Consider the following 13,393-nt stretch of genomic DNA (forward strand, 5'->3'; position numbering starts at 1 on the left):
GCCACAAGGGTCCTTTGGTGCGTTCCGTGCTTTCCGAGCTATCTGCGCTGTCCGTGCGTGCGGTCCGTGCGTGCAGTCCGTGCGTGCTGTCCGTTCAAGCAGCGGTCGCACCGATCCGCCGGATCGCCCAGCGCGCCACCAAGACGGCCGCCGCCAACGGCAGCGCGATATCCCACTGAGCGAGGAACAATTCGAAGGTCGGTTCCCAGCGCCCCCAGGTGTTGCCGAATACGCGCGGGTCCGGCGGCCCCAGGTAGATGACGAGCAAGGCGGCCACGAACCCCGCCGCCGCTCGCCCCGACACCGATCTGCCCAGCCGGGTGAACCTCTCGGCCGCCCACAACGCCAGCCAACCCGCCAGCGCCGCGAACGCTGCATCCAGGAAGAAATCCGCGCGCTCATACATATAAGGCGCATCGGGAATTTCCAGGCCATAGGATCCCGTGCGCAGCTTGGCCGTCAGGCAAGCGCCGAACAGCGCCGCCGTGGCAACGAGCAGCAGGTAATCGAAAAACCGCGGCAATAGTCTGGACATGGGCAGGACAAGGTGACAAAAAGCGGCAAAGGCCGGCAGCATGCCATAAAGCCGTCTCGCCGCGACATTGGCGGCCGTGGCGATGGCAGCCGGTGCCTCAACCGCGGCGCCGCCTGTCGCGACATCGACTGCCGCCGCGCTACAGTATTCGACATCCAGACTTCCCCTCGGGCCCGCCATGCGAGCGATCCGGTTTCTCTGTGCTCTTGCGTTGGCCTGCGTGCTGCCCGCCACCGGCCTGGCCGCGGCCCAGAAAGACCTGCGCTACGGCCCCGACGCCGCGCAACTGGCCGACGTCTACACGCCGGAAGCTCTCCCCCCATCACCCGCCGGAGCGCCCATCCTGGTAATGGTGCACGGCGGCTCCTGGCTATACGGCGACAAGGCGGAGCCCGTCGTCATCGACCAGAAGCTGGCCCGCTGGCTGCCGCTGGGCTTCGTGGTCGTTTCCGTCAATACCCGCCTGCTGCCCGCGGCCCGGCCCGAAGCCCAGGCCGAAGACCTGGGCCAGGCCGTCGCCTGGATCCAGCGGCAGGCGGTGGCCTGGAAGGCAGATCCCAGCCGCATCCTGCTCATGGGGCATTCATCCGGCGGCCATCTGCTGGCCCTGCTGGCCGCCGACGACGCCATGCGTCAACGCACGGGCGCCCACCCGTGGCTGGCCAGCGTCATCCTGGACGGCGCCGCCTTCGACCTGCCCGAAATCATGTCCCAGGAACACGCGTCGTTCTATGAAGACGCGTTCGGCACCGACCCGGCACGCTGGCTGCCGGCATCCCCCGCCGAACACCTGAGCGGCCCCAATCCGCCCACCTTGCTGGTGTGCTCGACGCTGCGGCGCTTCTCGTGCCAGCGCACGCAGGAATATGCCGACCGGCTCACCGCGCAGGGCGGCCACGCCCAGGTTCTACCCGTCGCCCGCAACCACGGCCAGATCAATTCGGACGTGGGCGCCGACAATCAAGAGACCCAGGCCATCATCGAATTCATCGACGCACAATTGCAGCGCTAGGCCGGCGCCGCCGCGCGGCCAACGGGCCGCCACGCAACTTTCCAGGCGCGGCGGTGTCTATTCCAGATCAGCCTGTCTCCTGATCAACCTGCCTGCGGATCAGCTTGTCCTTGAAAACCCGCCCGCGCAAACAACGGCCGCTGCAATGACCCATCCGCCACGCCCCGCCAGCGACAACCGGATACCGGCCGCCCCGCGCCGATGCTCGCCTTGCACGTACACCCTGGCCTGCCTGCTGCTGGCCCTGCCGGGCGCCCAGGCGCTGGCCGCGCCGCAGCAGTGCCCAACGCCGCCGCCCGGGCCGCGCGACCTGGCAGGCACGGGCTACTACACCGACGCCGCCCATTCCAAGATCGACCCGCAGTTGCAGGCCCGCAATCGCGCCCAAACGCGGCCCCTGGACGACTACGCGCAGCGCATCGCCACGATGTCCGACGCCTATCTGGCCAATGGCGACGCCGCCGCCGGCCGCTGCGCCCAGGCCTGGCTGGCCGCGTGGGCGCAGGACGGCGCGATGCTGGGCCGGATGATCCGCGGCAACAATGACCAGCCCGACTACATGCGCCAGTGGACGCACGGCGCCGCCGCCCTGGCCTACCTGAAGACCCTGCCGCTGGCCACGCCGGCGCAGCGCGGCATCATCGAACCCTGGCTGCGCCAGTTGTCCCGCGCCAACCAAGCCTACTGGGACGACCCCAGGCACAAGCGCAACAACCACTACTACTGGACGGGCGTCGGCATCATGGCCACCGCCGTGGCCAAGCACGACGAAGCCCTGCTGCGCACCGCGCAGGCGATCTACCGCAAGGGCGTGGATGATATCCAGGCCGACGGTAGCCTGCCCATGGAAATGGCACGCGGCGGGCGCGCCCTGCACTACCACGACTACGCCGCCGCGCCGCTGGTGATGATGGCCGAGCTGGCCTACGAAAGCGGCCAGAACTGGTATGCGTACCAGGACGGCGCGCTTGGCCGGCTGGCGCGGCGCATCGCCGACGGATACCGCGACAGCGCCTGGTTCGCACAACACGCCGGAACGCCGCAGCAGCCCGAGCGCCCCCACGGATCCAGCGGCTGGGTCGAGTTCTATCGCCAGCACGCCGCGGACCCGCGCGAATTCGACGCCCTGCATGCGGACGGCCCCTTCAAGGATCCCCGCCTGGGCGGCAACCTGACCTTGATGGCCCGCCACGGCATCCTGCCCCAGCCCGCGCCGACACCCTGACGCAGGCGTACACTGGAAACGTATCCATAGGCTGTACGCGGCCGCCGAGGGGCAGCCGCCGGAGATAACCATGAAACCCACCATGACACGCGCGCTGGCGTTGCTGGCCGCCCTCCTGATCCTGGGCGGCTGTTCGTCGCTGGGCCCTGGCGGGCCGCCGCATCCCGGGGCCGCAAATCCCTACAGCAGCGGCGGCTTCCGCGACGCCGGTCCGAATTATCCGGACACCGGTCCGTAATCAAGCGCCCCTTGACGGCTCGGGCTCCCGATCGCTGGCGCTAGCCAGCAGCGGGGGTTGACCCGGCGGCCCCATCCAGCGAGGCCGCCGGGTCGTTGGCCAACGTGAACCCCTTGCGCACGCGCTGCCAATGCGCATCGCCGTACAGGCGGCGAAAGCGCACGTTCTCCCGCGATTGCGCATCCGCCAGCGCGGCCAGGCGGTGCGCAATGAAATCCGGGGTCAGCGCAATGCCGCCATCCACCGTCATGCAGCGATGCCATTGGGCATAGATGCCATGCGCGTTACTTGCTCTTCGCGCCGCCCTGGCGCGCCTTGAAGCGCGGATTCGACTTGCAGATCACGTAGATGCGCCCGCGGCGTTTGACGACCTGGCAGTCCCGGTGGCGGGTCTTGGCGTCTTTCAGGGAAGAGAGGACTTTCATGCGGGGCTCCGAAGAATGGGAAACGGACCCGATCTCGCATCAAGCAGATCACGGGCCGCTGATAATGATATGTAATAACATTCTATTTGTCACGCCAGGCTCACGGCAGGTACTTGCAGTCATCCCGCTCGCCGGGTAAATTGTTGACAATTAGCCGCCCAAAGGCGGTTTGCATCGGGTTTTCACCCAGATTAAGAGCAGATTGTTGACACAATGAGCAAAGTGCTGACGCTACCCGGCGCCGCGCCTGGCGATAACGAGACCTTGGCGGAACACATCTTCCGCAAGATCCAATCCGCTATCGTCAAAGGCGAAATCGCCCCCGGCAGCAAGATCTCCGAACCGGAATTGGCGCGCATCCACGGCGTCAGCCGGGGCCCGCTGCGCGAAGCCCTGCACCGGCTGGAAGGCCAGAAGCTGCTGGTGCGCGTGCCGCACGCCGGCGCCCGCGTCGTCTCGCTCAGCCCCAAAGAGCTGGCCGAACTCTACGAAATCCGCGAATCCCTCGAAGGCATGGCCTGCCGCCTGGCCGCCGACCGCATGCCGCCCGCGGAAATTGAAGAACTGCGCCACGTGCTGCTCGCGCACGAAAAAGACGCGGCCTTCCAGGCAGGCATCGGCTACTACCAGCAGGAGGGCGACTACGACTTCCATTACCGCATCGTCAAAGGCAGCGGCAACGAGATGCTGTTTCGCATGCTGTGCGACGAACTCTACCAACTGGCGCGCATGTACCGCATCCAGTATTCGACCACCCCGAACCGCCCGCGGCAGTCGTATGCCGAGCATCACCGCATTCTTGACGCCATCGCCGACCGCGATGGCGAGCTGGCTGAACTCCTGATGCGCCGCCACATCCGCGCATCCCGTCTCAACATTGAAAATCAGATCGCTCAGGGCAACCTGAAGCGCACCGAGGCATGAACAAATCCTATCGCAAGCCCCTGCCCGGCACCCGCCTGGACTACTTCGACACCCGTGCCGCCGTGGACGCGATCGCGCCCGGCGCCTACGACCGCCTGCCCTATACCTCGCGCGTGCACGCCGAGAACCTGGTGCGCCGCTGCGACCCCGCGATGCTGACCGATGCGCTCAAGCAGCTGATCGAACGCCGCCGCGACCTGGACTTCCCGTGGTATCCGGCCCGCGTGGTCTGTCATGACATTCTCGGCCAGACCGCGCTGGTCGACCTGGCGGGCCTGCGCGACGCCATCGCCGACATGGGCGGCGACCCCGCCAAGGTCAACCCGGTGGTGCCGGTGCAGCTGATCGTGGACCACTCGCTGGCCGTGGAATACGGCGGCAATGACCCCGACGCCTTCGAGAAGAACCGCGCCGTCGAAGACCGCCGCAACGAAGACCGCTTCCACTTCATCGACTGGACCAAGCAGGCCTTCCGCAACATCGAAGTCGTGCCCCCGGGCAACGGCATCATGCACCAGATCAACCTGGAGCGGATGTCCCCGGTCATCTACACGCAAGACGGCGTGGCCTTCCCCGACACCCTGGTCGGCACCGACAGCCACACCCCGCACGTGGACGCGCTGGGCGTCATCGCCATCGGCGTGGGCGGACTGGAAGCCGAAAACGTCATGCTGGGCCGCGCCTCGTGGATGCGCCTGCCCGACATCATCGGCGTCGAACTCTCGGGCCGCGCGCAACCCGGCATCACCGCCACCGACGTGGTGCTGACCCTGACCGAATTCCTGCGCAGGGAAAAGGTGGTGGGCGCCTACCTGGAGTTCTACGGCGAAGGCGCCGCCAGCCTGACCTTGGGCGACCGCGCCACCATCTCGAACATGGCCCCGGAATACGGCGCCACGGCCGCGATGTTCTCCATCGACCAGCAGACCATCGACTACCTGCGCCTGACCGGCCGCGAAGACGAGCAGATCGCGCTGGTGGAAACCTACGCCAAGACTGCGGGCCTGTGGTCCGACAGCCTGAAGACCGCCGAATACGAACGCGTGCTGCGCTTTGACCTGTCGACCGTGGTGCGCACCCTGGCCGGCCCGTCCAACCCGCACCGCCGCTTGCCCGTGGCCGACCTGGCCGAACGCGGCATCGCCGGCGCCGTCGAGAACCAGCCCGGCCTGATGCCCGACGGCGCCGTCATCATCGCCGCCATCACCAGCTGCACCAACACCAGCAACCCGCGCAACGTCATCGCCGCGGGCCTGCTGGCGCGCAATGCCAACCGCGCCGGCCTGACCCGCAAGCCCTGGGTCAAGAGCTCGCTGGCGCCAGGCTCGAAGGCCGTCGCCCTGTACCTTGACGAAGCCGGCCTGACCGAAGACCTGGAAAAGCTCGGCTTCGGCGTCGTGGCGTTCGCCTGTACCACGTGCAACGGCATGTCGGGCGCGCTGGACCCGGTGATTCAGCAGGAAATCATCGACCGCGACCTCTACGCCACCGCGGTGCTGTCCGGCAACCGCAACTTCGACGGCCGCATCCACCCCTACGCCAAGCAGGCCTTCCTGGCCTCGCCGCCGTTGGTGGTGGCCTACGCCATTGCCGGCACCATCCGCTTTGATATCGAACGCGACGTGCTGGGCACCACCGCTGATGGGCGCGAGATCCGCCTGAAGGACATCTGGCCTACCGATGCCGAGATCGACGCCACGGTAAAGGCCGCCGTCAAACCCGAACAGTTCCGCAAGGTCTACGCGCCCATGTTCGGCATCCAGAAAGAACGCACCGCCGGCATCAGCCCCCTGTACGCCTGGCGCGCGCAAAGCACCTACATCCGCCGCCCGCCGTACTGGGAAGGCGCGCTGGCCGGCGAGCGCACGCTGCGCGGCATGCTGCCGCTGGCCGTGCTGGGCGACAACATCACCACCGACCATCTGTCGCCGTCCAACGCCATCCTGATGGACAGCGCCGCGGGCGAATACCTGCACAAAATGGGGCTGCCCGAAGAGGACTTCAACTCATACGCCACCCACCGCGGCGACCACCTGACGGCGCAGCGCGCGACCTTCGCCAATCCCAAGCTCTTCAACGAGATGGTGAAAAACGCGGACGGCACGGTCAAGCAGGGTTCGCTGGCTCGCGTTGAACCCGAAGGCAAGGAAATGCGCATGTGGGAAGCCATCGAAACCTACATGGACCGCAAGCAGCCGCTGATCATCGTGGCCGGCGCCGACTACGGCCAAGGTTCTTCGCGCGACTGGGCCGCCAAGGGCGTGCGCCTGGCCGGCGTCGAAGCCATCGCCGCCGAGGGCTTCGAACGCATCCACCGCACCAACCTGATCGGCATGGGCGTGCTGCCGCTGGAATTCAAGCCGGGCGTGAACCGCAAGACGCTGGCCCTGGACGGCACCGAAAGCTACGACGTGGTCGGCGAACGCAAGCCGCGCGCCGACCTGACGCTGGTCGTGCACCGGCGCAACGGCGAAACGCTGCAGGTGCCGATGACCTGCCGCCTGGACACCGCCGAGGAAGTCTCCATCTACGAGGCCGGCGGCGTGCTGCAGCGCTTTGCCCAGGACTTCCTGGAGGCCGAATCGGCCGGCTCGGCCAAGCAGGCCGGCTGATCCCCGCATCCAACACCCAGGCGGGCGCCCCGCGCGCCCGCCGCCCACGTTCAAGACATCAGGACTGCCCCATGGCCCACGCACCCCAGATCAAGATCCCCGCCACCTACATGCGCGGCGGCACCAGCAAAGGCGTGTTCTTCAAGCTGGACGAACTGCCCGAATCCGCCCGCGTGCCGGGCCCGGCCCGCGATGCGCTGCTGATGCGCGTCATCGGCAGCCCCGATCCCTACGGCAAGCAGATCGACGGCATGGGCGCGGCCACCTCCAGCACCAGCAAGACGGTCATCGTCGGCAAGAGCACTCGCCCGGATCACGACGTGGACTACCTGTTCGGCCAGGTCTCCATCGACCAGGCGTTCGTGGACTGGAGCGGCAACTGCGGCAACCTGTCCGCCGCGGTTGGCCCCTTCGCCATCACCAACGGCCTGATCGATCCGGCCCGCGTGCCGCACAACGGCATCGCCGTGGTGCGCATCTGGCAGGCCAACATCCAGAAAACCATCATCGCCCATGTGCCCATCACAGACGGCGCCGTGCAGGAAACCGGCGACTTCGAACTGGACGGCGTGACCTTCCCCGCCGCCGAGCTGCAGCTGGAATTCATGAACCCGGCCGAAGAAGGCGACGGCGGCTCGATGTTCCCCACCGGCAATCTGGTGGACGACCTGGAAGTGCCCGGCGTGGGCACCTTCAAGGCCACCATGATCAATTCCGGCATCCCCACCATCTTCCTGAACGCCGACGCGCTGGGCTACACCGGCGCCGAGCTGCAGGACGACATCAACGGCGACGCCGCCGCGCTGGCCCGCTTTGAAACCATCCGCGCGCACGGCGCGCTGCGCATGGGCCTGATCAAGAACCTGGAAGAAGCCGCCGCCCGCCAACACACGCCCAAGGTCGCCTTCGTCGCCGGCCCCAAGGCCTACACCGCGTCCAGCGGCAAGCAGATCGGCGCGGGCGACATCGACGTGCTGGTGCGCGCGCTGTCCATGGGCAAGCTGCACCACGCCATGATGGGCACCGCGTCGGTCGCCATCGCCACCGCCGCCGCCGTGCCCGGCACGCTGGTCAACCTGGCCGCTGGCGGCGGCCAGCGCGACCAGGTCTGCTTCGGTCACCCGTCGGGCACCCTGCGCGTGGGCGCCGAGGCCCAATTGGTCGACGGCGAATGGACCGTCACCAAGGCCATCATGAGCCGCAGCGCGCGTGTGCTGATGGAAGGCCGCGTACACGTGCCGCGAACAGGGTTCTAAGTCTGTTGGCGCGTTGCCTGCAAGCCGCTAGCGGCGGGCGACGCGAGATATCCCCGTCGGCAGGCGCCCTGCGGTATTCTCTGGCGCAATGCTCCCACCGACGGAATTTTTCATGGCATGCCTCGGCGTCCTCCGCGCCCTCCACGGGATCCAGACCGGACTGATCGGCGTGACGCTGCTCGCATCCGCCGGTGCCGCCGCGCAATCCACCACCATCCTGATGGCCCCAGCGCCGGGCGCCACCTACGTCCACGGCCGCTACTACCTGATTGCGCAACCGTACGCGGCCGTGCGGGCCGACCTTGAAAAGGGCCTGTCCGGCCCGGGCCTGGGCGGCTTTCAGCCGCGCGACGACACCGCCCCCGTGTCGGCCATGGAGTTTTACTGGGCGCAAGTCGCCGCCAGCCATCTGCCCGACGTAAAGCGGGCGCTGGACAGCCAGGCCAGCCACAATGCCGATCCGGTCCTGGACCAGGCCCTGGCGGCCGGCGCCATCATCGCCGGCGAACGCGACGCCTTTCGCGCAGCCATCGCCCGCCAGCCCGAGTACGCCAACGAGGCCATCAAGTCCCTGCCGTTCTTCTCGCAGCCGGTGCCGCGCTGGTCGTTCGAGCGCCAACGCGAAAAGTCCAGCCGCACACAGGTCGACTACGGGACCGTCATGGACGTATCGGCCCTGACCGGCCGCGCGCCGCTCACCCTGGTCTGGTATGGCGGCGCCGCCACCACCGTCACCCGGCATTTCCGCATGACCAGCTGCATGGTCGGCGTGGCCTGCTTTCCCGATCCGCACATCGAACGCAACGCCAAGACGGAAGAGCACGCCGACCCCGCGCTGGACCGCTACGTCGCCAGCCTGACGCAACGCCTGCAAGCCCTGCCCCCGACCGACGCCGACCGGGTCATGCAGGCCTATTTCGACGCCTATGCGCGGGACCGGGCCGCCGCTGTCCCGGCTCCCGCCGCCGCTCTCGCCACGCTGCCCGAAACCACGTTGCAGGGTGCCAGCCTGCCCGCCGATGAATCCGACGTGCGCCGCTACGACAACGACAATTGGCGGCTGGTAGCGCTGCCCGACGGCAGCCTGCTGGCATCCGGCAGCGCCTTGCATCGCTACGTGCCGCGCGCCAGGCCCTTTACGCCCGCCGTGCCGCCGGCCGGCGCGGATTCCTCATCCGCCAACCGCGCAGCCCCGGACGCTGCGGCCAACGCGATCGACCGCCAGGGCGGCCCGGCCGGCTTCGGCATCAGCGGCCCGCTCAAGGTCGGCGCGGACGGTCAGGTGTGGGCGCAAGGCATGCGCGAAGACGGCGCGCGGCAACTGCTGAACTGGCGGCCCGGCCAGCGCCAGGCCGCCGTCGTCGCGCTGGACGCCTCGATGCCGGATCGCCGCATCGACGACTGGACCCTGCCTGCCCGCGGCGGCGTGGCCCTGCGCGTGGGCGACACTTTCTTCACCGTGACGCCCCAAGGCCGCTGGACCCAGCGCCACTGGGACGCCTCGCTGCGCCGCAAGGCCAGCGACACACTCGAAAACGCCATGCCCTGGCTCTACGGCGACGCCATCCAGTTCGGCGACGGCCTGTTCTGGGCGACCGACCGCGATGGCTACGGCATCGACCCAGCCACGGCGCGTGTGACCGCTAGCTTCAAGACCCGCAGCAACAAGCTCTTTTTCGGCAGCCACCGCGCCAACTGGGCGCTGGCCATTGCCGAAACGCCCGACGGGCGGCGCCTGCGCGCCATTGACCTGGCCACCGGCCAGGCCCGCTTCGACCTGGAAACGCCGGCCGTCTATTACACGTCCAGCGCCGCGCGCAGCGCGCACGGCCGCCTGCTCGCGGTCAGCGGCGCGGACAACACGGTGGTGGTGCTGGATATGGCCGAGAACAAGCTGCTGCTCAACCTGCGCGCGCCCAAGGAGACCAGCGTCAGCGCCATGGCGTTTTCCTGGAAAGGCGACACGCTCTGGATCTACGCCCGCCCCGTCGGCAACAACGGCGCCACCCAGCTCATCGCCTGGGACGTGCCGGCGGGCCTGCGCGACGCCGCGCAAGGCCAGGACATTCCCGACCAGTTGCGCTGCGGCTATTCGATGGAATGCCGCTAACGCGGCGCGCTCGCCACCAGCGCGTCAAATGCCTTGTCCAGGCTGGCCAGCGAATCGGCGATATGGGCGCGGCGTTCCTTGATCCACTTGTCCTGCGACGCCAGCTGCTCGCGCGCTTCCTTGATCATGCGGTCCATCTCGGCCGGCTGCGGGCCACCGATGGTGGCGCGGTTCTTCACAATGGCCACCGGGTCCAGCGTCGAGCGGAACTCGGCTTCGCTCATCGGCAGTTCGTTCGGATACTTCGAACCCTTCATCGCGTCGGCATAGATGCGGCGCGCCTGATCGTACGGGAAGTCCAGCGGCTTGATGTTGTTGGTCTTGGCGTAGGTCACGACTTCCGAGGCGAAGTGATGGCCGTCGCGGAACGGCAGCTTGTACTTGCGCATCAGCACGTCGGCCAGCTCCTGCGACGCGGTCCAGTCGCTGTTCAGTTCTTCCAGCGCGCGGTCCGGGCTGATCACCATGGCCTTGAGCACGCGGTCCCAGCGCTTGAGCGCCGAGATGCCGCTGTCCACCATTGCGGAATTCTGCTTCACGTCCTTGGGATCGCTCATGCCCGGCGTGATGTTGTGCGTCTGGATCACCGGTCCCATCGCCAGCGTCACCGCCGTCGACGCATCGCTGCGCGTGTCGTTGAGCAGGCCCGGGTTGCGCTTCTGCGGCATGGCGCTGGACACATAGGTATTGCCGCCGCCTTCTTCCAGCAGGATCCACGGACGCGATTGCGCGTACTGCGTCATCACGTCTTCGACGAAATTGCCGGTGCGCAGCGCGATGCTGGTCACGATGGACGCCACTTCCACCGGCTGGTCCATCGACGAAATCTGCGACGCGTCATAGGCGTTGTCCACCAGCGCCGTGAAGCCCAGGTATTGCGCCATGCGTTTGCGGTCAAGCGGCCAGCTGGTGCCGTTCAGCACCGTAGTGCCCATGGGCGAACGGTCGATGCGCACATAGGCCTCGCGGATGCGCTGGGCATCGCGCGCAAGGCCTGCCGCCTGACCCAGCAGATAGTGGCCGTAGCTGTTGGGCTGCGCCGCCACGCCGTTGGTGTAGTTCGGCACGATGGTGCCGGCGTGCTTGGCCGCCAGTTCCACCAGCGTGGTCGACGTGGCGTTCAATTGGTCGGCCAGTTCCAGCAGCTTGTCGCGCAGGATCGCGCTGCGGTAGGTCGCGTGCATGTCCTGGCTGGAGCGGCCCGCGTGCAGCAGCGTCACGTCTTCGCCCGCGGCCTTGATCAGCAGCGGCTCGAACGTGATGACACTGGCCGGGCGCTTGGCGCCGGGCTGGTTGCCGTCGTTGATCACCTTGGCCACGCCGGCCGCCAGGCGCGGCGCCATGGACTTGTCCAGCAGCCCTTCGTCGGTATTGATGACGGCCGTGGCCTTGTTGATCTCGCCCAGCCAGAAGAAGGGATCATGCGCGGGCGGCTTGGCGGCGGCGGGCGCGGCGGGCGCCTGCTGGGCCGAGGCGGCTTGGCCTGCAAGGGAAACAACAAGGGCTGCGCCCAGGGCGGGCAGGAAATGTCTCATGGCGTTCTCGTTCTAGGGGAGTCGGTCGCGGAGCTGTCCGCGCGCCTAGCGCCATTTTTGCTCGGACCTGCGCGAAAATGCAATGACTCCTGCCGCCCTGCGCGCGCCGCCCAGCGCAACACAAACCGTGCCCCCCCCAGCGGGCTGTCCAGCACCTGAATCGTGCCCTGATGACTGGCCGCCACGCGCTGCACGATGGCCAGGCCCAGCCCCGCGCCGCCCGTGCCGCGGTCGCGGCTTTCATCCAGGCGGATGAACGGCTCGAAGATCCGGTTCCGGTCCGCCGCCGGAATGCCCGGCCCGTCGTCATCCACAATCAGCTCGAAGCCCCCCTGCGGGCAGCGCGTCAGCGCGATATCGATCCGGCCGCGCGCATAACGCACCGCGTTCTGCACCAGATTCAAGAGCGCCCGGCTCATGTAGCGCGGATTCAGGTCCACGTGCGGCGGATGGCCGTCCGCGACCACGCAGCGCACGTTGCGCGCGTCGGCCTGGTGCGCCACCTGCGCCAACGCCTCGCCCAGCCAATCGCGCGTGTCCACCGTCTCTTGCTGGACGGTCTCGTCGGTGGGACGTTCCAGCCGCGCATACACCAGCAGCTCGGCCACCATGCTTTCCAGTTCGGAGATGTCCGCGCGCATGTCCCGCAGCACGCGGGCGTGCTGCGGCGGCAGACCGCTGCGGTCCAGCAGGTCCACCTCGAACGACAGCCGCGCCAAGGGCGTGCGCAGCTCGTGCGACACCGCATTGGTCAGGCTGCGCTGATTCTCGATCAGCGCGGCAATGCGCCCGGCCATGTAGTTGAAGCTTTCCCCCACATGGCGCACACCCGTGATGCCCGACAGTTGCACCCGCATGCCCAGCTCACCCTGGCCCATCCGCACGGCGGCATTGCGCAGCCGGTCCATGTCGCGCCACATCGGCAAGGCCCAGAAGGCCAGCAGGCCCACGCCCACCATCACCGTCAGGAAGGTCCATAGGCTCCAGGTCAGCACAGTATCGACCACGCCCTCGCCCGGCAGGCGCAGTTCCAGCCATTGCGCGGGTTCGCCCGGCAGCGGGGCCAGGTGCGTGTTGTATTCGTCGCGCATCACGAAGCCCTGGTATTCCAGCTGCTTGGGTTCGCCCGCGGTCAGCTTGACCTGATCCCCGCGCAACAGCCGCAGCCCCAAACCGTAATGTGGCGTGATCTGCTCCCGCATCACCGTCTCGCGCTGCGCCGGGGCCACGGCATCCAGCCGCTGATGCAGCTCGTAGAGCTGACCGCGCAAGGATTGGTAGGCAATCTCGTCCACCGTCGGCTTGAACAGCTTGCCCAGGCCCTTGTCCACCAGTTGGTACGCCAGGCACAGGCTGATCACGACCACGATAAAAAAGCGAACGAAGAATTTGAACATTGAAGGCCCTGGCGCCGACAGCCGGCGGCTTGGGATCATAGGGACAAAGCCCGATCCCGATCCGCCGCCATTTGTGGGGGATTTGTGAAAAATCGTGAAACACCGGTGACCCACAAGGCGCGCT

General features: G+C 67.7%; 12 protein-coding genes. 7 read left to right on the forward strand and 5 right to left on the reverse strand.

Annotated features, from left to right (window positions below; genetic code table 11):
* Positions 1-94: 94 nt before the first annotated feature.
* Entirely contained in the window at positions 95-715 is a 621-nt protein-coding gene (locus A9974_RS11835; RefSeq protein ID WP_255468139.1) for a hypothetical protein, read from the reverse strand.
* Between the two features lie 40 nt (positions 716-755).
* Here A9974_RS11835 and A9974_RS11840 point away from each other — a divergent pair, with 40 nt between their 5' ends.
* From A9974_RS11840 to A9974_RS11850, 3 genes are all read left to right on the forward strand, one after another.
* Entirely contained in the window at positions 756-1,547 is a 792-nt protein-coding gene (locus A9974_RS11840; protein WP_370539619.1) for an alpha/beta hydrolase, read from the forward strand.
* A gap of 145 nt (positions 1,548-1,692) precedes the next feature.
* The gene (locus tag A9974_RS11845; RefSeq protein ID WP_183004286.1) at positions 1,693-2,772 is read left to right on the forward strand and encodes an alginate lyase family protein; all 1,080 of its coding nucleotides are present in this window, start codon (positions 1,693-1,695) and stop codon (positions 2,770-2,772) included.
* 70 nt (positions 2,773-2,842) lie between these two features.
* Entirely contained in the window at positions 2,843-3,010 is a 168-nt protein-coding gene (locus A9974_RS11850) for a hypothetical protein (protein ID WP_183004287.1), read from the forward strand.
* A gap of 40 nt (positions 3,011-3,050) precedes the next feature.
* Here A9974_RS11850 and A9974_RS11855 read toward each other — a convergent pair whose 3' ends face one another.
* Both A9974_RS11855 and ykgO read right to left on the reverse strand, forming a co-directional pair.
* The gene (locus A9974_RS11855; RefSeq protein WP_183004288.1) at positions 3,051-3,260 is read right to left on the reverse strand and encodes a hypothetical protein; all 210 of its coding nucleotides are present in this window, start codon (positions 3,258-3,260) and stop codon (positions 3,051-3,053) included.
* A gap of 34 nt (positions 3,261-3,294) precedes the next feature.
* The gene (ykgO, locus tag A9974_RS11860) at positions 3,295-3,435 is read right to left on the reverse strand and encodes a type B 50S ribosomal protein L36 (RefSeq protein ID WP_183004289.1); all 141 of its coding nucleotides are present in this window, start codon (positions 3,433-3,435) and stop codon (positions 3,295-3,297) included.
* A 213-nt stretch (positions 3,436-3,648) separates the two neighbouring features.
* On the opposite strand from ykgO, the gene A9974_RS11865 reads away from it, so the two are divergent.
* The 4 genes from A9974_RS11865 (at position 3,649) to A9974_RS11880 (ending at position 10,337) form a co-directional block, all read left to right on the forward strand.
* On the forward strand, positions 3,649-4,359 hold the full coding sequence (locus tag A9974_RS11865; protein WP_183004290.1) for a GntR family transcriptional regulator: 711 nt from the start codon (positions 3,649-3,651) through the stop codon (positions 4,357-4,359).
* Positions 4,356-6,971 (forward strand): Fe/S-dependent 2-methylisocitrate dehydratase AcnD, encoded by a 2,616-nt coding sequence (gene acnD, locus A9974_RS11870; RefSeq protein WP_183004291.1) that lies wholly within the window; start codon positions 4,356-4,358, stop codon positions 6,969-6,971. Before A9974_RS11865 ends, acnD begins: the two co-directional genes overlap by 4 nt.
* A gap of 71 nt (positions 6,972-7,042) precedes the next feature.
* Positions 7,043-8,227, forward strand: coding sequence for a 2-methylaconitate cis-trans isomerase PrpF (gene prpF / locus A9974_RS11875; RefSeq protein ID WP_183004292.1), 1,185 nt, complete (start codon positions 7,043-7,045; stop codon positions 8,225-8,227).
* Between the two features lie 169 nt (positions 8,228-8,396).
* Positions 8,397-10,337 (forward strand): WD40 repeat domain-containing protein, encoded by a 1,941-nt coding sequence (locus A9974_RS11880; protein WP_183004293.1) that lies wholly within the window; start codon positions 8,397-8,399, stop codon positions 10,335-10,337.
* Here the strand turns inward: A9974_RS11880 and A9974_RS11885 are convergent.
* Together A9974_RS11885 and A9974_RS11890 are read right to left on the reverse strand one after the other, a co-directional pair.
* Positions 10,334-11,872 carry an argininosuccinate lyase gene (locus A9974_RS11885; RefSeq protein ID WP_183004294.1) on the reverse strand — a complete coding sequence of 513 codons (1,539 nt, stop codon included), beginning with the start codon at positions 11,870-11,872 and terminating at the stop codon, positions 10,334-10,336. The two genes, A9974_RS11880 and A9974_RS11885, sit on opposite strands and share 4 nt — an antisense overlap.
* Positions 11,869-13,269 carry an ATP-binding protein gene (locus A9974_RS11890; RefSeq protein WP_183004295.1) on the reverse strand — a complete coding sequence of 467 codons (1,401 nt, stop codon included), beginning with the start codon at positions 13,267-13,269 and terminating at the stop codon, positions 11,869-11,871. The genes A9974_RS11885 and A9974_RS11890 overlap by 4 nt, the downstream gene beginning before the upstream one ends.
* Positions 13,270-13,393 lie beyond the last annotated feature (124 nt).

This window comes from Achromobacter sp. UMC71 (assembly GCF_014170305.1).
Taxonomy (GTDB): domain Bacteria; phylum Pseudomonadota; class Gammaproteobacteria; order Burkholderiales; family Burkholderiaceae_B; genus Achromobacter.